Raw genomic sequence first — 23,609 nt, forward strand, 5'->3', positions numbered from 1 at the left:
AACGATTGAAGCGGAGGAAACGACAATGGCCACGATCGCATTCATCGGTCTCGGCAACATGGGCGGCCCGATGGCCGCCAATCTGGTCAAGGCGGGCCACAAGGTGGTGGCGTTCGATCTCGTCGAAGCCTCACGCAATCAGGCCAAGGCCGATGGTGCCGGCATCGCCGACAGCGCCGCGGGCGCGGTGAAGGGCGCCGATGTCGTCGTCACCATGCTTCCCGCAGGCAAGCATGTGCTCGGCGTCTGGAGCGACATCCTTCCCGCGATGACCAAGGGCGCGCTGATCATCGACAGTTCCACCATCGACGTGGAGAGCGCGAGGGCCGCGCATGCGCTCGCCGCCAAGCACGGCGTGCTCTCGGTCGACGCGCCGGTCTCCGGCGGCACCGGCGGCGCCAAGGGCGCGACGCTCACCTTCATGTGCGGCGGCGAGGAGAAGGCATTCGCGGCGGCCAAGCCGGTGCTGGAGAACATGGGCAAGAAGATCGTGCATTGCGGCGGCGCCGGCGCGGGGCAGGCGGCCAAGATCTGCAACAACATGATCCTCGGCATCTCCATGATCGCGGTGAGCGAGGCGTTTGCACTGGCTGAGAAGCTCGGGCTCTCGCATCAGGCACTGTTCGACGTCGCCTCGACCTCGTCGGGCCAGTGCTGGTCGCTGACGACCTATTGCCCGGTGCCGGGCCCGGTGCCGACTTCGCCTGCCAACAACGACTACAAGCCGGGTTTTGCTTCCGCGCTGATGGTGAAGGATCTGACGCTGGCGCAGGACGCCGCGAAGGCCGCGGGCGCGGCCACCCCGCTCGGCAAGCATGCGCAGGAGATCTATCAGTCTTTCGACGCAGCCGGCCAAGGCGGGGTGGATTTTTCCGGAATTATCAAGCACGTTCGCAGCCTCGCTGGGCAATAGCGAGGCTTCGTAGCCCGGATTGCGCTTCGCTCCATCCGGGCTACGCTCGAACATCAATTCGACGGGCCCGGAACATGACGACATTTCAGGACGCGCGCGCGTTTCTGCTCAAGCACCGCACGGATTACGAGGCCGCGGTCAAAGGATTCCGCTGGCCGGATCCGGTTCCCTTCAACTGGGCGCTCGACTGGTTCGACGAGCTGGCGAAGGACGCCGAAGCCAAGGACCGGCCGGCCCTCTGGATCGTCGACGCCGCGCAGGATCGCCAGACCAAACTGTCCTTTGCGGCGCTCTCGAAGCGCTCGAACCAAGTGGCGAATTTCCTTCGCGCGCAGGGCCTGAAGCGCGGCGATCATCTCCTGCTGCTGCTCGGCAATGTGGTTCCGCTGTGGGAGACGATGCTGGCGGCGATGAAGCTCGGCGTCGTCGTGATTCCCGCGACCACGCTGCTCACCGCCGATGAGCTGCGCGACCGGCTTGATCGCGGCAAGGCGAAGGCGGTGGTGGCGGCCGAGGACCAGGTCGCGAAATTTGCAAGCCTCGGTGCGGAGAATATCGTCCGCATCGTGGTCGGCGCGGCCCGCGACGGATGGCTCTCCTACGATGAGGCCGCAAAGGCCTCCGAGAGTTTTACCGCCGATGGCCCGACCAATGCCGACGATCCGATGCTGCTCTATTTCACCTCGGGGACGACGGCAAAACCAAAACTCGTCCGGCACAGCCAGCGCAGCTATCCCGTCGGGCATCTCTCGACCATGTACTGGATCGGGTTGAAACCCGGCGACGTCCATCTCAACATCTCCTCGCCCGGCTGGGCCAAGCATGCCTGGAGCTGTTTTTTCGCACCGTGGAATGCGGGCGCCACCGTGTTCGTGGTCAACCAGCCGCGCTTCGATGCGAAGGGCCTGCTCGCCACCATTGGCCGTTGTAGCGTCACCACGCTGTGCGCGCCGCCGACCGTGTGGCGGCTGTTCATCCAGGAGAACCTGGCCTCGTTCAAGGTCGCGCTTCGCGAGGTCTGCGGTGCCGGCGAGCCGCTGAACCCTGAGGTGATCGACCAGGTGCGGGCGGCCTGGGGGCTCACCATCCGCGACGGCTACGGCCAGACCGAAACCACGGCACTGGCCGGCAACTCGCCGGGCCAGAAGATCAAGGTCGGCTCGATGGGCCGGCCACTGCCGGGCTATCGCGTGCAGATCAGCGACGCCGACGGCAACAAGGCGAGGGAAGGTGAGGTCACGCTGATGCTCGGCACCGAGCGGCCCGCCGGCCTGATGCAGGGCTACCAAAGCGACGACGGCAAGCTCTCCGGCGCCGAAGGCGAGCTCTATCGCAGCGGCGATGTCGTGTTCGAAGATGACGAGGGCTATCTTACCTTCGTCGGCCGTTCCGACGACGTGTTCAAGTCGTCGGATTACCGCATCAGCCCGTTCGAGCTGGAGAGTGTGCTGCTGGAGCACGAACTGGTTGCGGAAGCCGCGGTGGTGCCGAGCCCGGATCCGATCCGGCTCGCGATCCCCAAGGCGTTCGTGCTGCTGACCTCGGGCGCGGAGCGGACGCCGGAGACCGCGCTGTCGATTTTCCAGCATCTGCATGCGCGCCTTGCGCCGTTCAAGCGCATCCGCCGCCTTGAGATCGTCACTGAGCTGCCGAAGACGATCTCAGGAAAGATCCGGCGCGTTCAGCTGCGGCGGCTCGAGCGCGACGGCGACCGCGAGGATCCCCTGCGCGGCCGCGAATTCCGGGAAGAGGATTTTCCCGAACTGCCGAAAACACGGAGTGAGACCTAAGTGAACGAAATCTGGAAGAAGCCGCCGATCACGCTTCAAGCCTATCAGGCGATGGTCGGCAAGGAGATCGGCGTGTCGTCGTGGCACCTGATCGATCAGCCCCGCATCGACACCTATGCCGACGTGACCGAGGATCACCAGTTCATCCACGTCGATCCCGAGAGGGCGAAGGAGACGGCGTTCGGCACCACCATCGCGCACGGTTTCCTGACGATGTCGATGCTGTCGGTGATGTCCTACGAAGTGATGCCGACGATTGCGGGTACCACGATGGGCGTCAATTACGGCTTCGACAAGCTGCGCTTCGTCTCGCCGGTCCGCTCGGGCAAGCGCGTCCGCGGCCGTTTCGTGCTGGCCGAAGCCAAGCTGCGCAAGCCGAACGAGTTGCAGTCCCGCACCAACGTCACGGTGGAGATCGAAGGCGAGGACAAGCCGGCGCTGGTCGCGGACTGGCTCGGGTTGATCTATTTCGCCTGATACCGCCTGTCGTTGCCGGGCTTGACCCGGCAACCCATCGCTGCTCAAAAGCAGTCGATTGATGGATGGCCGGGTCAAGCCCGGCCACGACGAAATAGCATCCAGGAAGCACACTCATGGCAATCAGGTTCGACGGACGCGTCGCCATCGTCACCGGCGCGGGCAATGGTCTGGGCAAGGCGCATGCGCTGGGATTGGCCAGCCGCGGCGCGAAGGTCGTCGTCAACGATTTCGGTGGCGCGCGCGACGGCACCGGCGGCTCGCTGTCGCCGGCGGAGACCGTGGTCGAGGAAATCCGCAAAGCCGGCGGCACCGCGATGGCCGACGGCGCCGACGTCTCGAATTTCGAGCAGGTCACTGCCATGGTCGAGCGCGCCACGAAGGAGTGGGGCAGCGTCGATTTGATGTGCGCCAATGCCGGCATCCTGCGCGACAAGTCGTTCGGCAAGATGGAAGCGGCCGATTTCCAGAAGGTGCTCGACGTGCATCTCGTCGGCACCTTCTATTGCTGCAAGGCGGCCTGGGCCGGCATGCGCGACCGCAATTACGGCCGCATCGTGCTGACGACGTCGTCCTCCGGCCTCTACGGCAATTTTGGCCAGGCCAATTACGGCGCGGCGAAATCCGGCATGGTCGGCCTGATGAACGTGCTCGCGGAAGAGGGCCGCAAGAACGATATCCGCGTCAACATCATCTCGCCGACGGCGGCGACCCGCATGACGGAAGAGCTGCTGCCGCCGCAGGCGCTGCAACTGATGAAGCCGAACGCGATCACGCCGGCGGTCGAGTACATGCTGAGCGAGGACGCGCCGACCCGCACCATCATGGGCGCCGGCGCCGGCTCCTTCGCCGTGATCAAGATCCTGGAGAGCGAAGGCATCAACCTGCCGGAATCCGAATGGACGCCGGATGCGGTCGCCGCGCATTTCGCCGAGATCAGCGACATGTCCAACGCCAAGGCATTGCAGGGCGCGTTCGAGCAGACGCAGAAATACGTGGCCCAGGCCGCGGCGAGGGCGGGGATCAAGCTCTGACTGACGTCGCCGTCATCGGTGCCGGTCCCGCCGGGCTGATGGCGGCGGAGGTGGTGGCGCAGGGCGGTGCTCGCGTTACCGTCTATGACGCGATGCCGTCGGCCGGCCGCAAATTCCTGATGGCGGGCCGGGGCGGGCTCAATCTCACCCACAGCGAGCAGCTCGCCCAATTCATGGCGCGCTATCGCGAGGGGGCGCCCAAGCTGCAGGCGGCGATCGAGGCGTTTTCGCCCGACGCGCTGCGCGCGTGGAGCGAAGCGTTGGGTGAGCCGACCTTCGTCGGCACCAGCGGGCGGGTGTTTCCAAAAGCGTTCAAGGCTTCGCCCCTGCTGCGCGCCTGGCTGCGGCGGCTCGATGCGAGCGGCGTGCGGTTTGCATTTCGCCATCGCTGGACCGGGTGGGACGGTGAGGGACGGCTGCTGTTTCGAACGCCTGAAGGCGTGGCGCCCGTTGTTGCCAATGCGACCGTGCTGGCGCTTGGCGGTGCAAGCTGGCCGCGGCTCGGATCGGATGGCGGCTGGGCCGACATCCTTGCCGCGAAGGGGGCGACCATCTCAAAGCTTCGGCCGGCCAATTCCGGCTTTACGGTCGCGTGGTCCGACGTGTTCCGCGACCGCTTCGAAGGCCAGCCGCTCAAGGGCGTTGCGCTGACGATCGGCGCGCACACGGTGCGGGGCGAAGTCATGATCACCCGCAGCGGCATCGAAGGCGGCGCGATCTACGCGCTGTCGGCGGAGCTGCGCGAGGCAGTGCTGGGTCTTGGGCAGGCGACGCTGATGATCGCATTGCGGCCCGATCTCGGCGCCGCCGCACTGACCACGCGACTATCAGGCACGCGCGGCAAGCAATCGCTCGCGAACTTTCTGCGCAAGGCTGCGCAATTGTCACCGGTTGGCATCGGCCTGATGCAGGAGGCCGCGCTTGCGTCCGGCCGGCCGCTGGCCGCGTTCTCGCCGGCGGAGCTTGCGCATCTGGTGAATGCAATCCCGGTCCAGCTCGCCGGCGTCGCGCCGATCGAGCGTGCGATCTCGACTGCGGGCGGAATTGCCTTCGACGAACTCGACGAGCACTTCATGTTGCGCAAGCTGCCCGGCGTTTTCGTCGCCGGCGAGATGCTGGACTGGGAAGCGCCGACCGGCGGCTATCTGCTGCAGGCGTCGTTCGCGACGGGCGTCGCTGCGGCGAGGGGCGCGCTGGTGTGGCTCGCCAAGTCGTAGGGTGGGTTAGCGAAGCGTAACCCACCACGTCTGTATCCGCATCGAGAGAAGTGGTGGGTTACGCCTTCGGCTAACCCACCCTACCAGAGCGTGCCTCTACCGCAACTTCCCCCGTGCCGCCACCGGCAGCGTGCCGATGATCTCCTCGCCGCGGACCATCAGCACCTCGTCCATCATGTTGACGACGACGCAGACGTGATTGGGCACGATGCGGACGACGTCGCCGACATTGGGTCGCGTGTTGCTGCGGGAGAGATCGAGGAAACCGTGCTCCTCGGCGAATTTCGCGATTTTGGCTTCGGGGTGCTCGAGGATCAGGCCGTGACCGTCGAGGCCACCGGTATCCGTCGTCAGCGTCTTCGAGCCGGCATCGAGAATGCCGCGCTCGGGTGCGGCGCGGCTCACGACGGTCGAATAGATGTGCAGCGCGCAGTCGTCCCAGGAGGCCGAGCCGGCCGCGACCTGCATGCGGTCGTTGTAGATGTAGGTGCCGAAGCGGTGCTCGGTACCGCCCTTGAGCTTGCCGATATTCTTGAGGTTCGGCGTGCCGCCGGTCGAGACGATTTGTGCGTCCAGCCCGTGCGCGCGCAGGCCGGCCAGCGCCTCGTCGTAGAATTTTTGGGCGTCGCCCCAGCCGGTCTCGGTCGGATACATCATGAAGCCGGCGAATTGCAGCCCCTTCGACGCGGCGATCTCGCGCGCCAGTGCGATGGCTTCTGCCGGCGTCTCGACGCCGGCGCGTTTGCGGCCGGTGTCGCATTCGACCACGACCGAGAGCGGACGGCCCGACGCCGCCGCAGCCTTGGGCAGGCCTGCGACGACGGTGGAATTGTCGGCGGCGACCGTCATGTTGGCTTTGGCATTCAGCGCGCCGAGCCGCGCCATCTTCTCTTCGCCAAGGAGGTTGTAGCTGATCAGGATGTCGTCGATGCCGGCATTGGCCATGATCTCGGCCTCGCCGATCTTCTGGCAGGTGATGCCCTTGGCGCCGGCCGCGACCTGCATCTTCGCGAGCGTCGGGTTCTTGTGTGTCTTGATGTGGGGACGGTTGGCGATGCCGGCGTCATCGCAGGCTTTCTGGATTCGCGCGATGTTGCGCTCGACCTTGTCCATGTCGATGACGGCGCAGGGCGTGCCGTATTCGCGGGCGATCTTTCCGGCGAGGGTGGTTGTCATGGGTTAGGCCTGTTCTATCTCTTCTCTCAGCATTTCCAATTCGAGCCAGCGCTCTTCGGCGGCGGACAATTCCTCATGCGCCTTGGCGATAGCGGCGGAGGTGTCGTCGAATTTCTTGCGATCCTTGGTATAAAGTTTGGGATCGTCGAGCACCCGCTGCAGCTTGGCAATATCGGCTTGCAGCGTTTCCATCCTCTTCGGCAGTGTCTCCAGCGCATGCTTCTCGTTGAAGCTCAGCTTGCGCTTCGAGGCGGGTGCGGGGGCTGCGGCGCGCTGGTCCTTCTTGTCGGCGGCCGCTTGCGCCTTCGGCGCCTCGCGCTTGAGGTCGGCGCCGCGCTGGGTCAGCATGTCGCTGTAGCCGCCGGCATATTCGACCCATTTGCCGTTGCCTTCGGGCGCGATCACGGAGGTGACGACGCGGTCGAGGAAATCGCGGTCATGGCTGATCAGGATGACGGTGCCTTCGTAATCGCCGAGCATGTCTTCGAGCACGTCGAGCGTTTCGAGGTCGAGGTCGTTGGTCGGCTCGTCCAGCACCAGCAGGTTCGACGGCTTGGCCAACGCCCGTGCCAGCATCAGACGGCCGCGCTCTCCGCCCGAGAGCACCTCGACCGGCGTGCCGCGCTGCTCCTGGGCGAACAGGAAGTCCTTCATGTAGCCGACCACATGCTTCGGCTTTCCGCCGACCATGATCTGGTCCCCGCGACCGCCGGTCAGCGCTTCCGCCAGCGTCGATTTCGGATCGAGGCTTTCGCGGTGCTGATCCAGCGTTGCGACCTCCAGATTGGCGCCGAGACGTATCGTGCCGGAATCCGGCTGCGCGCCGCCGGTGAGCAAATTGACCAGCGTGGTCTTGCCGGCGCCGTTCGGGCCGATGATGCCGAGCCGGTCGCCGCGCTGGATGCGGGTCGAGAAATTGTCGACGATCATGCGCTCGCCATAGGCCTTGGTGACGCCCTTCGCCTCGATCACCAGCTTGCCGGATTGCTCCGCTTCGGCCGCCGCGAGACTGGCGCTGCCGGCCGTACCGCGATAGTTGCGCCGCTGGTCGCGCAGCGCATGCAGATTGCCGAGACGCTTGACGTTGCGCTTGCGCCGGCCGGAGACGCCGTGGCGCAGCCAATGCTCCTCGTCTACGATCTTGCGGTCGAGCTTGTGCTGGTCGCGCTCTTCTTCCGCCAGCACCTCGTCGCGCCAGCTCTCGAACGAGGCGAAGCCACGGTCGATCTGCTTGATCCTGCCGCGGTCGAGCCAGGCGGTGGAGCGCGACAGATTGGTCAGGAAGCGGCGGTCATGGCTGATGATGACCAGCGCGCTGCGGCGGCTGTCCAGCTCCTGCTCCAGCCACTCGATAGTCGCGAGATCGAGGTGGTTGGTTGGCTCGTCCAGCAGCAAAATGTCGGGCGAGGGCGCCAGCACAAAGGCCAGTGCTGCGCGGCGCGCCTCGCCGCCGGAGAGATTGTGCGGGTTCTCCTCGCCGGTCAGTCCTAGTTGCTCCAGCAGATAGCGCGCCTGGTGCTGGTCGTCGCCGGGCGCGAGGCCGGACTCGACGTAGGCGAGCGTGGTCTTGTGCTCGCCGAAATCAGGCTCCTGTTGCAGGTAGCGCACGGTGGCGCCGGGCTGCACGAAACGCGTACCGCCGTCGGGTTCGACGAGGCCGGCCGCGATCTTCAGCAGCGTCGATTTGCCGGAGCCGTTGCGGCCGATCAGGCAGACGCGCTCGCTCGGCGCGACATTCAGCTCGACACCGCTCAAAAGCGGCGTGCCGCCAAAGGTCAGCCTGATGTCTTTCAGTTGGATCAGCGGGGGCGCCATGATCAGCCTTGATGTGTTGCGGCCTGATCGGTGCGGCGGCGCTGGATCCGGCGCAGCGTCTGGTCGAGCGCCGAGAGGAAGGTGGAGCGGTCGCGCGGCGCGAACGAGCGGGGGCCGCCGGTGACCTCGCCGGCCGAGCGCAAATCGGTCATCAGGTTGCGCACTGCCAACGTCATGCCGATCGACTCTTCCGTGAACGGCTTACCGTTCGGGGCCATCACGTCGGCGCCGGCCTTGACGCAGCGGCTCGCCAGCGGGATGTCCGAGGTGATGACCACATCGCCGGCCTTGGCGCGCTCGGCGATCCAGTCGTCGGCGGCGTCCATGCCGGCGCCGGCCGCGATGCGCTCGATCAGCGGATCCTGTGGCACGCGGATGAAATTGCCGGCGACCACGCTCACGGGTACGCCGTGCCGGAGCGCGACGCGGTAAATCTCGTCCTTCACGGGACAGGCGTCGGCGTCGACATAGATGCGGGTCGGGGTCTCGGTCATTCCGCCGCGTGGTACCCCATCCGGGCCGCAAAGGCGAGGGGATTGACCGCTGTTCCCCGGGGCCTACGATCGGCTCCGAAACAACAAGAACAGGGAAGATGACCCCATGCCGAACCGGCTCGAAACCTGGCGCGTCGAGGCCTACAACACCGCCAAGCAGTCCGAAAACAAGATGCATGACGATACGGTGGCACGCCGCTTCGGCTTTTCCGGCGGGCTGGTCCCGGGTGTCGACGTCTTCGCTTATATGATGCATGTGCCGATTGCGCGGTGGGGCCGGGATTTCCTTGAGCGCGGGCTGATCGAGGCGCGCTTCATCAAACCGGTCTATGACGGCGAAACCGCCGATGTTGATGCGACCGAGCATAATGGCCTGCTCACGATCGAGGTGTTCAGCCGCACCGAGCTCTGCGCGACCGGCACGGCCTCGCTGCCCGCCGCCGCGCCGGCGGTGTCGCTGAACGACTTTGTCGAGGTCGCGGCTGTAGCCGAGCGCAAGCCGGTCAGCGCGACAACGTTCGAGATGGGCAAATGGCTGGGTACGGCGGCGCGCCGCTGGGCCGGGCAGGATGCGTCGGACTATCTCGCCGACATCAGGGAGACCGACCCGATCTTCGCACGCGAGGGGCTCGGCCATCCCGGCCTGATCCAGCGCGTCATGAACCGCGTGCTGGTGGACAACACCATTCTGGGCCCGTGGATCCACGTCGGCAGCCGCATGCAGCTCTTGTCCGCCGCACGCGCCGGCGACGAGATCACCGCGCGCGCCAAAGTCACCGCCAACTACGAGAAGAAGGGCCACCGCTTCGTCGAGCTCGACGCACTCGTCGTCGCCAACGGCACGACGCCGATTGCACACTGCCAGCACATTGCGATCACCCAGCCGCGCGAGAAGGCCGTGGCGTAGGCGAGGATAAAGAGCGCTGTTGCCACATCGTCGTGCCCGGGCTCGTCCCGGGCATCCACGTCCTTCGCGCATAGAGGCGTGGATGGCCGGGTCAAGCCCGGCCATGACGGTGGAGAGAGCGTAGGCTCTTACGCTTCCGCTATGCCGCCTTTTTCTTCGCGTCCTGGATCGCCCGCCACACCCGCTCCGAGGTCAGCGGCATGTCGATGTGCTTGATACCGTACTCGGACAAGGCGTCGAGCACGGCGTTCACCACCGTCGACAGGCTGCCGGCGCAGCCGGCTTCGCCGCAGCCCTTGCTGCCGAGTGGATTGGTCGTTGCAGGCACCGGGTGATCGCCGACCGTCATGTTGGGAACGTCCTCGGCGCGGGGCAGGGCGTAGTCCATCAGCGAGCCCGTGATCGGCTGGCCGCTCTCGTCGTAGCGGATGTGCTCCATCAGCGCTTGCCCGATGCCCTGGACGACGCCGCCATGAAGCTGGCCTGCGACCAGCATCGGGTTGACCACCGTGCCGAAATCGTTGACCGCGCTGTAGCGCACGATCTGCACCACGCCGGTATCAGGATCGATCTCGACCTCGGCGACGTGGCAGCCGTTCGGGAACGCCGAGGCGACCGGTTCGCTGGTGTGATCGACGTCGAGGCTGTCGGGCACGCCCTCCGGCGTCTTGCCGTCATGCAAGCGCTTGGCGAGCTCCATGATGTCGATGCTGCGGTCGGTGCCGGCAATGGTGAAGCTGCCGCCTTCGAATTCGATGTCGGCTTCGGATGCTTCGAGCATATGCGCAGCTGCCCGCTTGCCCTTCTCGATGACGAGCTTGGCAGCCCCCACGATGGCCTGGCCGGTCGCCATGATCGAGCGCGAGCCGCCGGTGCCGTTGCCGGAGTGGACGATGTCGCTGTCGCCCTGCACGAGCTTGACGCTCTCGAAGGGGACGCCGAGCTGCGCACTCAGCACTTGCGCGAACGGCGTGGCATGGCCCTGGCCGTAATCGAGCGTGCCGGTGATGAGCTGCACGGTGCCGTCAGCATCGAACACGATCTTGCCGAGCTCCGGGCTCGGCGGTGCGGTGACCTCGAGATAGGAGCCGACAGCGATGCCGCGCAGCTTGCCGGCCTTCTTGCTCTCTTTCTTGCGCTTGGCGAAGTTCTCGTGGTCCGAGATTTCGAGCGCCTTGTTGAACACGGCCTGGAAGTCGCCGCTGTCATAGGTGACGCCGGAGGACGCCGCGAACGGGATCTGGCTCGGCTTGATGAAATTGCGCTTGCGCAAGGTCAGCCGGTTGATGCCCATCTCGTCGGCGGCGCGGTCGATCAGCCGCTCCATGTAATAGTTCGCCTCGGGCCGGCCGGCGCCGCGATAGGCGCCCATCAGCGTGGTGTTGGTCAAGACCACCTTGATGTCGACGGCCATGAGCGGCGTGCGGTAGACGCTGGAAAAGTTCTTGCCGGTGTTGAGCGAAAGCGGCCCCGGCGCGACGCCGGTGATGTAGGCGCCGAGATTGCCGAATCCTTCAAGCCTGGCCGCGAGGAAAAGCCCCTCGGCGTCGAGCGCGAGCTCGGCATGGATCTTCTGCGCACGGCCGTGGCTGTCGGAGAGGAAGGCGGTCGAGCGCTCGTCGAGCCACTTCACCGGGCGTCCCAATTCCTTCGCCGCGTACAGGATGCACATGTATTCGGGATAGTTGATGTTCTTCATGCCGAAGGAGCCGCCGACATTGGCGGTGAGGATGCGCACCTTCTCGTTCGGCACTTTCAGGTTCTTGGCGAGGTTGGCGCGGTTGCCGGCGACGCCCTGCGTCGGTACCTGAAGCGTGTAGCGCTCGGTCTTGTTGTCGAAGGAGGCCAGCCCGACGCGCGGTTCCATCGAGACCACGGCGACACGGGTGTTCTCGATGTCGACCTTGGTGACATGGGCGGCGCTGGCGAAGGCCGCGTTGACCTTGTCCATGTCGCCATAATGGTAGTCGAGCACGACGTTACCGGGGATGTGGTCGTAGAGCTGCGGCGCGCCGGGTTTTGCGGCTTCCTCGGGATCGGTCACCGCCGGCAGCGGCTCGATGTCGAGCTCGACCGCCTCTGCGGCATCGCGCGCTTGCGCCAGCGTCTCGGCGACCACGAAGGCGACGGGATCGCCGACGAAGCGGACCTTGTCGGTCGCGAGCGGCTGGCGGTTGGTCTGGAGCAGGGGCGAGCCGTCGCGGCTCTTGAGCGGCAGGCCGCAGGTGAAGGGGCCGTAGCCGGCGGCGTCGAGATCCCTGCCGGTCCACACGCCCAGCACGCCCGGCATGGCCTTGGCGGCGTCGATGCCGATGCCGCGGATGAGGCCATGGGCGTGGGTGGAACGAACGACCACGGCATAGGCCTGGCCGGGCAGGTTGAAATCGTCGGTATAGCGGCCCTTGCCGCGCACCAGGGTGTCGTCCTCCTTGCGGCGGACGGGCTGCCCGACGCCGTATTTTTGCAGTGCAATAGCGTTTTCGAGCGTGGACGATGAGGTGTGATCTTGCATGGAATTGACCTGAAAAGCCGGCATTTGCGCAATTTCGCGGCAGCGGGGCACCGGGCTCTCCTCAAATAACCCACCGCCCCGTTCACGACAACGCACGAATGGGCATGGTCCCATGTGATGCGTTGTTGCGCATACCCGCCGCGCTGCTAAGGTTTCAGGCGAAAAATCAATTCCAGACCGGCCCGACCGGCCGCGGAAAGACAGTTTGTATGAATGACCACACGCGGCTCCGCGACGGCCATGCGCCGCACGGTGAGCTGGAGGGGTCGATGGCGGCGGTGGCGTTGGCCACCGAACCGGCCGTCGGCGCGCAGGCGTCGGGAACCGGCGTCTATGCGGCGCTGGACCTCGGCACCAACAATTGCAGGCTGCTGATCGCCTGTCCGACCCAGGAGGGCTTTCGCGTCGTCGATTCCTTCTCGCGCATCATCCGGCTCGGGGAGGGCGTCTCGTCGACCGGCTGCATCAGCGAGGCCGCGATCGAGCGTGCCATCGCCGCACTCAGCATCTGCCGTGACAAGATCAATTTGCGCAAGGCGCGCCGGCTGCGGCTGATCGCGACCGAGGCCTGCCGCGCGGCCTCGAACGCGGAGGGGTTCCGCAGCCGCGTCGCGGCCGAGACCGGCATCGAGCTGGAGGTGATCGACCGCGAGACCGAGGCCGCGCTCGCCGTGCTTGGCTGCTCGCCGCTGGTCGACCCCAGGGGGCGCGGCGCGATCCTGTTCGACATCGGCGGCGGTTCGACCGAATTGGTGAGAATCGAGCGCGACGCAGACAATCCGCAGCCGCGCATAAAAGCCTGGATGTCGATCCCCTATGGCGTGGTTACGCTTGCCGAGCAGTTCGGCGGCCGCGACGTGACGCCGGAGATCTACGCCGCGATGGAGCAGGAGGTCGCCAACCACGTCGCGCCGTTCGCCGACGTGCACGGCGGCGATCTCGCCGACATGCACCTGCTCGGCACCTCGGGCACGGTAACGACGCTCGCCGGCATCCACCTCAATCTCGCGCGCTACGATCGGCGCCGCATCGACAGCATCTGGATGAACGATACCGACATCACCGCGACCATCAACAAGCTGCTCGGCATGAGCTACGAGGAACGCGCCAACAACAGCTGCATCAGCGTCGAGCGTGCCGATCTCGTGCTCGCCGGCTGCGCCATCCTCGATGCCATCAGGCGCTCCTTCCCGTTGCCGCGCCTGCGCGTCGCCGACCGCGGCCTGCGCGAGGGCATGCTGGTCGAGATGATGCGCGAGGACGGCGCCCTCAGGAGCTGGTGAGATGGCCAAGGACACCACCGGCCGCTTGCACGTCCAGGTCAAGACCGGCGGCAAGCGCAAATTGTCGTCGAAGCTGTGGCTTGAGCGGCAGCTCAACGACCCCTATGTGGTGAAGGCGAAGGCGCTGGGCTATCGCTCGCGCGCCGCCTTCAAGCTGCTCGAGATCGACGACAAATTTCGCTTGCTGAAGCACGGCATGTCAGTGGTCGATCTCGGCGCGGCGCCGGGCGGCTGGAGCCAGATCGCCGCCAAGCGCGTCGGCTCGGTCGACGGCAAGGGCAAGGTCGTCGCGATCGACCTGCTGGAGATGCCTGAGATTGCGGGCGTCGATTTCGCCCAGCTCGACTTCATGGACAACGATGCCCCGGAAAAGCTCAAGGCCATGCTCGGCGGCGGCGCCGACTTTGTGATGTCCGACATGGCCGCCAACACCACCGGTCACCGCAAGACCGACCAGCTCCGCATCGTCGGCCTGATCGAGACCGCGGCTGCCTTTGCCTGCGACGTGCTCAAGCCCGGCGGGACGTTCCTGGCCAAGGCATTCCAGAGCGGCGCCGACGCCGATCTGCTCGCCCAGCTCAAGCGCGACTTTGCGACGGTGCGCCATGTGAAGCCGGCGGCGAGCCGGCAGGATTCCTCGGAGCGATACGTGCTGGCGACGGGATTTCGAGGTGTCGGATCGGCATAGCCTCGTGCTCGGTCATTCCGGGGCGCCTCGAAGAGGCGGCCCGGAATCCATATCTCTACGGATTTTGCGGTGCGATGGATTCCGGGTTCGATGCTGCGCATCGCCCCGGAATGACCGAGGAGGTCTTCACCCCAACCTTTGATCGCGGACGTCCTGCGTATCCTCGGACGCTGCCTTGACCGCCGCCTTCTCCGCGCCTTTGCCGGCGCCTTTGCGGCTGGCGATCTCCACGGCCCTGCGGCCGGAGATCTCGTCGCCGGCGTCGACCGGCATCTGCCAGAAGAACCAGCTCGATGCCGCCGAGGTCAGCGCGACCACGAGGAAGGCGGGGGCGAACACGGTGGCGTCGATTTCGCTGACATGGTTGAACCACATCGTCGTTTCCACGCATGCCGCGCCGACGGCGACGCCAGCGGACACCGCGAGCTGCTGGTTGACGCTGACCAGCGTGGTGGCGCGGCTCATCTGCGCGGTCTCGACGTCGGCATAGGCGACCGTGTTGATCGCGGTGAACTCGAGCGAGCGGAAGAAGCCGCCGACCACCAGGATGACCATGATGATGAGCAGCGGCGTCGTCACCGTGAACAGCGCGCAGACTGCGAGGAAGAACGCGCTGACGATCGCGTTCACGGTCATCAGATTGCGGAAGCCGAAGGTGCGGATGATGCGCGCCGCCAGCGTCTTCATGCCCATCGCGCCGAGCGAGGAGGCGAAGGTGACGAGGCCCGAATGGAACGGCGAGAGCCCGAAGCCGATCTGCATCAGGAGCGGCAGCAGGAACGGCAGCGCGCCGATGCCGAGCCGGAACAGGAAGCCGCCGAACACGGCTGCACGCAGCGTCGGCAACTTCAGGAGCGAGAAATCGAGCACCGGCGAGCCCGTGCGCCTTGCGTGGATGACGTAGAGCGTCATCGAGATCGCGCCGCCCGCGATCAGTGCGGCGACGGTGCTCCATGGCAGCAGGTTGAGACCGGCAACCGACAGGCCGAAGGCGATGCCGGCGAGGCCGATGCCCGCCAGCACCATGCCATAGAGGTCGAACGGCTCGCGTTCCTCGCTCTTGATCGGGTCGATGAAGCGCAGCGCCATGAAGATGCCGAGCAGCCCGATCGGAATGTTGATCAGGAAGATCCAGTGCCAGGACGCATAGGTGGTGATGAAGCCGCCGAGCGGCGGGCCGATCACGGGACCGATCAGGGCAGGGACCGTCACCCAGGCCATGGCGTTGACCAGCGCGCTCTTGTCGACCGAGCGCAGCAGCACGAGACGCCCGACCGGCGTCATCATCGCCCCGCCCATGCCTTGCAGGATGCGCGCGAACACGAAATCGGTGACCGAACCCGAGAGCGCGCAGCCGATCGAACCCACCATGAACACTCCGACCGCGATCGCGAACACCATCCGCGCGCCGAACCGGTCCGCGGTCCAGCCGCTCGCCGGGATGAACACCGCGAGCGACAGCAGATAGGACGTGATCGCGAGCTTGAGCGTCAGCGGGCTGGTCCCGATGTCGGCCGCGATCGCCGGTAGCGAAGTGGCGATCACTGTCGAGTCCATGTTCTCCATGAAGAGAGCAGTGGCCACGATCAGCGGAATGACGCGTTGCTTGTCGACCATGACGGATTGGTAATGAAAATCGGAAGAGGGTGGAGTTGCGGCTTACCACCGCGGTCCAGCCGCGACCATTGCGGATCGACGCATAGCACCTAAATCCTGCGTGACGACGGCGTGCCTCTCTCCCTCCGTCATTCCGGGCGCCGCCCGGAATCCATTGGGCCACACGCTGCGCGGTGGATTCCGGGTTCGCGACTTCGTCGCGCCCCGGAATGACGGCGGATGGGCCAGAGCCCGGCTATCCCCGCTGAATTTACGTAAAAAGCCTGTGCATGGCTGGCCAGCCATCCGAATTGCTTTGATTCGTCACACGGCCGTGCTATCGACCCGCGTCAACCCCACCGATGGGCTCCGATTCTCAGGCGATGCCGCAAGGTACGCCGAGGGTGGCGCTCATCCATAAGCATTTGCGGCAGGGCCGCGGAAGGAGTTGGCACATGGCCACGGTGCAACAAGGCATTCGCGAAGCCCTTACGTTCGACGACGTGCTGTTGAAGCCAGGCCTGTCGGATGTCATGCCGGGCGAGGTCGACATCCGCTCCCGCGTCACCCGCGCCATTCCGCTAAACATTCCGATCATGGCCTCGGCCATGGACACCGTCACCGAGGCCCGCATGGCGATCGCCATGGCGCAGGCCGGCGGTCTCGGCGTCATCCACCGCAATTTCGATCCCGAAGGGCAGGCTGCCCAGGTGCGGCAGGTCAAGCGCTACGAGTCGGGCATGGTGGTGAATCCGCTCACCATCAGCCCCGAGGCCACGCTCGACGACGCGCTGAAGCTGATGAGCGATCACGGCATCTCCGGCATTCCCGTCGTCACCGGCGCCGGCAAGAACACGCCCGGCAAGCTGGTCGGCATCCTCACCAACCGCGACGTGCGCTTTGCCACCGACCCCAGGCAAAAAGTCTCCGAGCTGATGACGCATGAAGGCCTCGTCACGGTGCGCGAGAATGTGAGCCAGGACGAGGCGCGGCGGATGCTGCATCAGCATCGCATCGAGAAGCTGCTCGTGGTCGACGAGCAATATCGCTGCGTCGGCCTCGTCACCGTGAAGGACATGGAGAAGGCGGTCGCCCATCCGCTCGCCTGCAAGGACGCGCAGGGGCGCCTGCGCGTTGCCGCCGCCACCACCGTCGGCGATACCGGCTTCGAGCGCACCGAGCGGCTGATCGATGCCGGCGTCGATCTCATCGTCGTCGACACCGCGCACGGCCATTCCCGCCACGTGCTGCATGCCGTGAACCGGATCAAGCGCCTGTCCAACTCGGTTCAGGTCGTTGCCGGCAACGTCGCCACCACCGAAGGCACGCAGGCACTGATCGACGCGGGCGCTGACTGCATCAAGGTCGGCATCGGTCCGGGCTCGATCTGCACCACGCGCATCGTCGCCGGTGTCGGCGTGCCCCAGCTCACCGCGATCATGGATGCGGTCGAGGCGGCGAAGAAGGCCGACATTCCCGTCATCGCCGACGGCGGCATCAAGTTCTCCGGCGATCTCGCCAAGGCGCTCGCCGCCGGCGCCGATATCGCCATGGTCGGCTCGCTGCTGGCCGGCACCGACGAGACGCCCGGCGAAGTGTTCCTGTGGCAGGGCCGTTCCTACAAGGCCTATCGCGGCATGGGCTCGGTCGGCGCGATGGCGCGCGGCTCGGCCGACCGTTACTTCCAGCAGGACATCAAGGACACGCTCAAGCTCGTTCCTGAAGGCATTGAGGGCCAGGTGCCCTACAAGGGCGCGGTCGGCCATGTCATGCACCAGCTCGCCGGCGGACTGCGCGCCGCGATGGGCTATGTCGGCGCAAAGGACATGAAGGAGCTGCACGAGAAGGCCCAGTTCGTCCGCATCACCGGCGCGGGCCTGCGCGAGAGCCACGTCCACGACGTCACCATCACGCGCGAGAGCCCGAACTATCCGGGCGGGGGTTAGTCCTCGCTCCTCTGTGCCCCGGACGCGGCGCAGCATCCCCGGCGATGCGAAGCATCGTCCGGTGTGATGCGCTGCAGAGCCGGAGCCCATGTCTCCACATGTTGCCGTGTTGCCTTCTGGATCCCGACTCTGCGCAAGAGCGCTGCAGCGCGTCCGCGACACGAGGGGTGCGCCTGACGAAACGCCGTCACTCAGCGCCGCTTTTGTGTTGACGCAGCTACCTCCCTCCGCTTCCGTCGATGTCGAAAGACAATCAGGAGGAAGCCATGTCCCAAGGCAAACGCATCGTTCTCGCCGCGCGTCCCGTCGGCGAGCCAAAGCCGTCCGATTTCCGCATTGAGGAATTCGCGGTTCCGACACCTGCGGCGGGCGAAGTCCTGCTGCGCACGATCTGGCTGTCGCTCGATCCCTATATGCGCGGGCGCATGAGTGATGGTCCGTCCTATGCCGCGCCGGTGCCGGTCGGCGGCGTGATGGAAGGCGAGGCGGTCAGCGAGGTTGCCGCCTCCAGCAATCCGGACTTCGCCAAGGGCGACATCGTCCGTGCACGGACCGGTTGGCAGTCTCACGCGATCTCGAACGGCAAGGGCCTGATCAAGGTCGATCCCAGGCTCGGGCCGATCTCGACCTCGATCGGCGTGCTCGGCATGCCCGGCATGACGGCCTACACGGGCCTGCTCGACATCGGCAAGCCGCAGGCAGGCGAGACCGTCGTGGTTGCGGGCGCCTCCGGTGCGGTCGGCTCGGCCGTCGGCCAGATCGCGAAGATCAAGGGCGCACGCGCAGTCGGTATCGCCGGCGGCAAGGACAAGTGCGACTACGTCGTGAAAGAGCTCGGCTTCGATGCCTGCATCGATCACCGCGATCCCGATCTCGCCGCCAAGCTGAAAGAGGCTTGCCCTGGCGGTATCGACGTCTATTTCGAGAATGTCGGCGGCGCCGTGTTCGAGGCGGTGTTCCCGCTGCTCAACCCGTTCGCACGCGTGCCGGTCTGCGGCCTGATCGCGCATTACAACGACACCGAGGCCAAGCCTCCGAAATGGGCCGCGAGCATGATGCGCGCGACGCTGACCAAGCGGCTGACCTTCCGCGGCTTCATCGTCTCCGACTTCGCCTCCCGCCATGGCGACTTCCTGCGCGACATGTCCTCTTGGGTCCGCGACGGCAAGGTCAAATACAAGGAGTTCGTCACCGAGGGCCTGGAGAGCGCGCCCGGTGCCTTCATCGGCCTCTTGAAGGGCGCCAATTTCGGCAAGCAGCTGGTCCGGGTCGGGCCGGACAAGGCCTAGGGCGACAGGAAGTGGGACTTCCGCGGCTTAGCTGCCGCACGCCGCCCAGGGCATAGTTAAGAAACAGTCACCAAATGGTCACACCTGCCCGTAAAAGCCGCAGGTGTGACCGGCTGTTCATTGACGGGACCGCGAAGGCATTGAATCATTGGGCATATTTAGGTGCTGCGATGTTAGAGATCAGTGTTTTCTGCGTAATCCTGTTGGCCGCCGGCTATTGGACGGCCATGTTCATCATGGGCCGTCACGACGATGTCATCCATGGCAAGTTCGTCCGTGTCGACCAGGAGGGCGATATTGCGCGCCCCGCGATGCCGGCACCGCCCCCGCCATTCCCGAAGCGCCCGGTCAAGGCCGCGCAGTCTGTCGGGCAGCCGCCCGCCAACGATCTCGCGGCCAAGCCGGTGAGCAGCGAGGCGCTGCAATCCCTGCTCGTCGCGATCCAGCAGGACCTCAAGAGCGTCGCCTGAGCCGATCGGCGCGCCTCAATGCTCGCCGCCCATCTGGGCGAGCAGCTCCTCGATGTCGACATCGACCTGACCCGCGGCCCTGACGTGGCGGACCTCGAAACTGCCGGGCCGGAAGCGGTATTCGACCAGGCCGACCTGCTTGATCGCGATCCGGTCCTGCCGTGCGTCGTTGATAACGAAGCCGGCCGATGGCGCCCAGATATGGCGGGTGTGGCGATAGCTGAAATCGCGTCGCTGATGGACGTGGCCGCTGGCGATGAGGCGCAAATCGATCGTCCCGAACATCTCGATCAGCCGTGCCCGCGCCGGCTGCGGCACGTAGCGGATCGCGGTCTCCGGGGTTTCAGCATCGTCGGGCAGGTTGAGAAACAGCGGCTTGTGCAGGAACAGCGCGACCGGCCTGCCGTCCGTGCGCGCGATCTCGGAAGCCAGCCAGTCGAACTGCTCGGCCTCGAAGGCGAGCCCTGAATTCATCACCAGCGAGTTGAGGCCGATGAAGCACCAGCCGGCGGCCTCGAACGACCAATGGTCTTCGCCGATCAGGTCGCAGAACTGCCGGCGCTGCGCTTCCGTGACCGGCGGCTTCGGCGCCGGGCCGACCGCAGTCGGATTGTCGCCGATGTCGTGATTGCCGGGGAGGTAACGGCAGGCGACGGGCAGGGCGTCGTGCAGGTCTTTTGCGAAGACGACATCGTCGCGGCTGGTCGGCCCGTCGAAGGCGACGTCGCCGGTGTTGACGACGAGATCGGGCCGGTTGCCGTCGATATGCTCGCTGATCGCCTGGAAGTTGGCGATCAGGCCGGGAAAGCGCCGGCCGAGATGAGTGTCGGAAATCTGCGTCAGGCGAAATTCGGACATGCGATCATCGTACCCGTGCTCGCGCGTCGGAACGATGACGGCGCGGGCATGGATCGCAGCGAACAAAGTTTAAAGCACGCGGTAGCGGATCGTGTAGGCGTCTTGCGGCGCGACGGTGTCGGCGAGCGGCGAGGCGATGCGGTCGGCGAGGTGCCAGGGGCCGAACGCGACGGCGCGATGCGGCTCGGCGGGCAGGCGGAGGCGGAATGCCGTGCGGCCCGAAGGGGCAAAATCGCTTTAATGATCGGCAGTTGGTCGCGGAACGGGAACGCCGGTTCAACTCGTTGATTGTCAGGACCAGCAGACGCGGCTAATGACGGTCCGCGGCGAGCCGCCTTACGGGAAAGTTCCGATGTCCATCCAGATGGTTCTGCTGCCTGTGTTCGTGCAGGTGGGGCTCACCTTCGCGCTGCTGATCGGCATGGTGCTGGCGCGCCGCCGCACCCTGGTCGCGGGCGAGACCAAGATTCGCGACATCGCGCTCGGCGAGCCGAACTGGCCGAAGGGTGCCACGCAGATCGCCAATTGCTACCGCAACCAGTTCGAACTGCCGGTGCTGTTCTATGTCCTGATCGCGCTGGCGCTGCCCCTGCGCCATGCCGATCTCTTCATCGTGCTGATGTCCTGGGTGTTCGTGGTGACGCGGTTCGCCCATGCCGGGGTGTTCGTGTCCTCGAACGATCTCGGCCGGCGCTCCATGGTCTGGCTCGCCGGCGTGCTGGTGCTGCTCGCGATGTGGATCTACTTCGCACTAAAAATGCTCTTGTTGATCTGACTCTTGCGAGTCCGATTTCATCTGAAAGATTCAAATGACTCCCGCTGCCCGGCTGTCCGCAGCCATCGAACTGATCGACACCATCGAGAAGGACCGCGTGCCCGCGGCCAAGGCGCTGAAGGAGTGGGGCACCGCGCACCGCTTTGCCGGCTCGGGCGACCGCGCCGCCATCGCCGGCCTGGTCTGGGACGTGCTGCGCCGCTATGCCTCGAGCGCGTTCCTGATGGAGTCCGATACCGCGCGTGCCCGGCTGATCGGCATGCTCCGGCTCGAGCGCGACATGGACACGGCCACGATGGGCGCGTTGTTCGACGGCAGCCGCTTCGCGCCGGCGCCGCTGACCGAGGCCGAGGAGGCGGCGCTCAGCCATCGTTCCCTCAAGGACGCGCCGGCCGCGATTGCCGGCGACTATCCGGAATGGCTCGATTCGCACCTTGCAAAAGTGTTCGGCGAGGACCGCGCGGCGGAGGCGGCCGCGATGGCCAGCCGGGCGCCGCTCGACCTGCGCGTCAACACGCTAAAATCCAATCGCGACAAGGCGCTGCAGTCGCTTGCTCATCTTCATGCGAAACCGACGCCCTGGTCGGCAACGGGCTTGCGCATCGCGCTTTCGGCCGATGCGCGCAACCCCGGCATCCAGGCCGAGGAGGATTTCATCAAGGGCGCGATTGAAGTGCAGGACGAGGGATCGCAGCTGGCCGCCCAGTTCACCGCGGCAAAGCCCGGCGAGCAGGTGATCGACCTCTGCGCCGGTGCGGGCGGCAAGACGCTGGCGCTCGCTGCCCTGATGCAGGGCAAGGGCCGGCTGATCGCGACCGACAGCGACAAGCGCCAGCTCGCGCCGATCCACGAACGGCTGTCACGCGCCGGCGTCCACAATGCCGATGTCCGCACGCCCAAGGGCGACGCCGATCCCCTGGCCGACATCAGCAGCACCGCCGATCTCGTCGTGATCGATGCGCCCTGCACGGGAACCGGGACCTGGCGCCGCAACCCCGACGCCAAATGGCGCATGCGCCCCGGCGCGCTGGAGATTCGCCTGCGCGACCAGACCGAGGTGCTGGAGCGCGCGGTGCCGCTGGTGAAGGCCGGTGGCCGCATCGCCTACATCACCTGCTCGGTGCTGTCGGAAGAGAACGGCGAGCAGGTGAGGGCATTCGTCGCGCGCCATCCCGAGTTCGCGCCCGTCCCGCCCGTGCAGACCGCGAGCGTGCTCTGGGACAAGGCGGAGGCGTTCGGCGAGGCCGCGCTGCAGTCGCCGGAGGGTTGGCTGATGACGCCGCGGCGGACCGGGACCGACGGGTTTTTCGTGTCGGTGTTGAAGAAGGTCGGCTGACCAAACTCCGCCGTCATTCCGGGGCGCCCGCAGGGCGAGCCCGGAATCCATCGCGCGGCAGTATGTGCGGTTCGATGGATTCCGCGAGCCCCGGAATGACAGTTGCCCAAACAAAAACCCCGCAGACCGGATCCCGGTCGCGGGGTTTTCAAGCTTAGCGTTCTGCCGGTACGTCCGTGGTCAGAACGGTGCGTTGGCGTTAGCCGACGCGGAGATTGTCAGCCGAGGACTTGCCGCTGCGACGATCGGCGACGATGTCGAACGAGACCTTCTGACCCTCGTTGAGGGAGGAGAGGCCAGCGCGCTCGACGGCGCTGATGTGCACGAATACGTCCTTCTGGCCGTCGTCCGGCTGGATGAAACCATAACCCTTTTGGGTGTTGAACCACTTCACGGTGCCCATAGCCATGGGAATTTCCTCTAGTTAGTTAAAGAGCCTACGCACGTGGACCGGTACGCAGCATTGCGCCCATAGCCCTGTTCAGTCGATGTTTGGAGAAGTCATCTGAAGCGTGCGCGCCCGTCAGCAACGAAGCGAAGCGGCCCAGTCGTTCGGCCAAGTATCGATGATCACAATATAGCGAGAATTTGGGGCCAGTTCAAGGCACCACCCGCGACCCGGCACGTCGCACGAGTTTGCTATTTTGCGGTGCAAATTAACCGCCGGGCGGATCTCAGTCCACGATGAAGAGCGTCGCCCCCGTCGCGGTCGAGGACCGGTGCGCGGCGTCGCCGAAGTCCGAAACCTGGTAGCTCATCCCCGCCGTCAGCTTGAATTTGCGCCCGTCGCGCAGCTCGCTGTCCAGCTCGCCCTTCAGCACGTAGAGCACGTGGCCGCGATCGCACCAATGGTCGGCCAGATAGCCCGGCGAATATTCCACCATCCGGACCCGGAGATCGCCGATGTTGAGCGTGCGCCAAATGGCCTTACCGCGCTCGCCGGCATGTGTGGTCGGGCTGACCATGCTCCAGTCGGTGACGGTAAAGGGGGAGGTGGGGAGCTTCATGAGGAGGTCCTGTCTTGGTGCCGGCG

At 65.8% G+C, this 23,609-nt stretch carries 21 protein-coding genes and 1 pseudogene; 13 read left to right on the plus strand and 9 right to left on the minus strand.

Annotated elements, in window-relative coordinates; genetic code table 11:
* Positions 1–25: 25 nt before the first annotated feature.
* The 5 genes from mmsB (at position 26) to IVB24_RS19235 (ending at position 5,431) form a co-directional block, all read left to right on the plus strand.
* On the plus strand, positions 26–913 hold the full coding sequence (mmsB, locus tag IVB24_RS19215) for a 3-hydroxyisobutyrate dehydrogenase (RefSeq protein ID WP_247768093.1): 888 nt from the start codon (positions 26–28) through the stop codon (positions 911–913).
* Positions 914–987: 74 nt separating this feature from the next.
* Positions 988–2,703 carry an AMP-binding protein gene (locus IVB24_RS19220; protein WP_247768094.1) on the plus strand — a complete coding sequence of 572 codons (1,716 nt, stop codon included), beginning with the start codon at positions 988–990 and terminating at the stop codon, positions 2,701–2,703.
* Entirely contained in the window at positions 2,704–3,180 is a 477-nt protein-coding gene (locus IVB24_RS19225; RefSeq protein ID WP_166469638.1) for a MaoC family dehydratase, read from the plus strand.
* A 116-nt stretch (positions 3,181–3,296) separates the two neighbouring features.
* Positions 3,297–4,214, plus strand: a complete 918-nt coding sequence (locus tag IVB24_RS19230; protein WP_094974608.1) for an SDR family NAD(P)-dependent oxidoreductase — start codon at positions 3,297–3,299, stop codon at positions 4,212–4,214.
* Between the two features lie 38 nt (positions 4,215–4,252).
* Entirely contained in the window at positions 4,253–5,431 is a 1,179-nt protein-coding gene (locus tag IVB24_RS19235) for a TIGR03862 family flavoprotein (protein WP_247768095.1), read from the plus strand.
* 96 nt (positions 5,432–5,527) lie between these two features.
* On the opposite strand, the gene IVB24_RS19240 is transcribed toward IVB24_RS19235, so the two are convergent.
* Genes IVB24_RS19240 through IVB24_RS19250 form a run of 3 tightly spaced genes read right to left on the minus strand, consistent with a single transcriptional unit; the run spans position 5,528 to position 8,916 of the window.
* On the minus strand, positions 5,528–6,607 hold the full coding sequence (locus tag IVB24_RS19240; protein ID WP_247768096.1) for a D-TA family PLP-dependent enzyme: 1,080 nt from the start codon (positions 6,605–6,607) through the stop codon (positions 5,528–5,530).
* A gap of 3 nt (positions 6,608–6,610) precedes the next feature.
* On the minus strand, positions 6,611–8,422 hold the full coding sequence (locus IVB24_RS19245; protein WP_247768097.1) for an ATP-binding cassette domain-containing protein: 1,812 nt from the start codon (positions 8,420–8,422) through the stop codon (positions 6,611–6,613).
* Positions 8,423–8,424: 2 nt separating this feature from the next.
* Positions 8,425–8,916 (minus strand): YaiI/YqxD family protein, encoded by a 492-nt coding sequence (locus IVB24_RS19250; protein WP_247768098.1) that lies wholly within the window; start codon positions 8,914–8,916, stop codon positions 8,425–8,427.
* Positions 8,917–9,022: 106 nt separating this feature from the next.
* Between IVB24_RS19250 and IVB24_RS19255 the strand changes: the two genes are divergently transcribed.
* Positions 9,023–9,823 (plus strand): hypothetical protein, encoded by an 801-nt coding sequence (locus IVB24_RS19255; protein ID WP_247768099.1) that lies wholly within the window; start codon positions 9,023–9,025, stop codon positions 9,821–9,823.
* Between the two features lie 139 nt (positions 9,824–9,962).
* Here the strand turns inward: IVB24_RS19255 and IVB24_RS19260 are convergent, their stop codons facing one another.
* On the minus strand, positions 9,963–12,335 hold the full coding sequence (locus tag IVB24_RS19260) for a xanthine dehydrogenase family protein molybdopterin-binding subunit (protein WP_247768100.1): 2,373 nt from the start codon (positions 12,333–12,335) through the stop codon (positions 9,963–9,965).
* A gap of 209 nt (positions 12,336–12,544) precedes the next feature.
* Here IVB24_RS19260 and IVB24_RS19265 point away from each other — a divergent pair, with 209 nt between their 5' ends.
* Together IVB24_RS19265 and IVB24_RS19270 are read left to right on the plus strand one after the other, a co-directional pair.
* Positions 12,545–13,618, plus strand: coding sequence for a Ppx/GppA phosphatase family protein (locus IVB24_RS19265; RefSeq protein WP_247768101.1), 1,074 nt, complete (start codon positions 12,545–12,547; stop codon positions 13,616–13,618).
* A 1-nt stretch (position 13,619) separates the two neighbouring features.
* Positions 13,620–14,306, plus strand: coding sequence for an RlmE family RNA methyltransferase (locus tag IVB24_RS19270; RefSeq protein ID WP_247768102.1), 687 nt, complete (start codon positions 13,620–13,622; stop codon positions 14,304–14,306).
* A 126-nt stretch (positions 14,307–14,432) separates the two neighbouring features.
* Here IVB24_RS19270 and IVB24_RS19275 read toward each other — a convergent pair whose 3' ends face one another.
* Positions 14,433–15,923 carry an MFS transporter gene (locus tag IVB24_RS19275; RefSeq protein WP_094974601.1) on the minus strand — a complete coding sequence of 497 codons (1,491 nt, stop codon included), beginning with the start codon at positions 15,921–15,923 and terminating at the stop codon, positions 14,433–14,435.
* Positions 15,924–16,357: 434 nt separating this feature from the next.
* On the opposite strand from IVB24_RS19275, the gene guaB reads away from it, so the two are divergent.
* The 3 genes from guaB to IVB24_RS19290 all read left to right on the plus strand — a co-directional run bounded on the left by guaB (position 16,358) and on the right by IVB24_RS19290 (position 19,607).
* Complete coding sequence (gene guaB / locus IVB24_RS19280) at positions 16,358–17,848, plus strand: IMP dehydrogenase (RefSeq protein WP_247768103.1); 1,491 nt, start codon at positions 16,358–16,360, stop codon at positions 17,846–17,848.
* Positions 17,849–18,114: 266 nt separating this feature from the next.
* Positions 18,115–19,137 carry an NADP-dependent oxidoreductase gene (locus IVB24_RS19285; RefSeq protein ID WP_247768104.1) on the plus strand — a complete coding sequence of 341 codons (1,023 nt, stop codon included), beginning with the start codon at positions 18,115–18,117 and terminating at the stop codon, positions 19,135–19,137.
* Between the two features lie 170 nt (positions 19,138–19,307).
* The gene (locus IVB24_RS19290) at positions 19,308–19,607 is read left to right on the plus strand and encodes a hypothetical protein (RefSeq protein WP_094974598.1); all 300 of its coding nucleotides are present in this window, start codon (positions 19,308–19,310) and stop codon (positions 19,605–19,607) included.
* A 15-nt stretch (positions 19,608–19,622) separates the two neighbouring features.
* Here IVB24_RS19290 and IVB24_RS19295 read toward each other — a convergent pair whose 3' ends face one another.
* Both IVB24_RS19295 and IVB24_RS40225 read right to left on the minus strand, forming a co-directional pair.
* Entirely contained in the window at positions 19,623–20,465 is an 843-nt protein-coding gene (locus tag IVB24_RS19295; protein ID WP_247768105.1) for a metallophosphoesterase, read from the minus strand.
* A gap of 69 nt (positions 20,466–20,534) precedes the next feature.
* Positions 20,535–20,672 (minus strand): annotated as a pseudogene (locus tag IVB24_RS40225) (acriflavin resistance protein); the annotation flags it as partial.
* A 145-nt stretch (positions 20,673–20,817) separates the two neighbouring features.
* Between IVB24_RS40225 and IVB24_RS19300 the strand changes: the two are divergent.
* Positions 20,818–21,240 (plus strand): MAPEG family protein, encoded by a 423-nt coding sequence (locus tag IVB24_RS19300; RefSeq protein ID WP_166474866.1) that lies wholly within the window; start codon positions 20,818–20,820, stop codon positions 21,238–21,240.
* Positions 21,241–21,274: 34 nt separating this feature from the next.
* Positions 21,275–22,576 (plus strand): RsmB/NOP family class I SAM-dependent RNA methyltransferase, encoded by a 1,302-nt coding sequence (locus IVB24_RS19305; protein ID WP_247768106.1) that lies wholly within the window; start codon positions 21,275–21,277, stop codon positions 22,574–22,576.
* Between the two features lie 199 nt (positions 22,577–22,775).
* On the opposite strand, the gene IVB24_RS19310 is transcribed toward IVB24_RS19305, so the two are convergent.
* Positions 22,776–22,985, minus strand: coding sequence for a cold-shock protein (locus tag IVB24_RS19310; protein WP_008141931.1), 210 nt, complete (start codon positions 22,983–22,985; stop codon positions 22,776–22,778).
* Positions 22,986–23,250: 265 nt separating this feature from the next.
* Complete coding sequence (locus tag IVB24_RS19315) at positions 23,251–23,583, minus strand: DHCW motif cupin fold protein (RefSeq protein ID WP_247768107.1); 333 nt, start codon at positions 23,581–23,583, stop codon at positions 23,251–23,253.
* Positions 23,584–23,609: the final 26 nt, after the last annotated feature.

The organism is Bradyrhizobium sp. 192 (genome assembly GCF_023100965.1).
In the GTDB taxonomy this organism is placed as follows: Bacteria; Pseudomonadota; Alphaproteobacteria; order Rhizobiales; family Xanthobacteraceae; genus Bradyrhizobium; species Bradyrhizobium symbiodeficiens.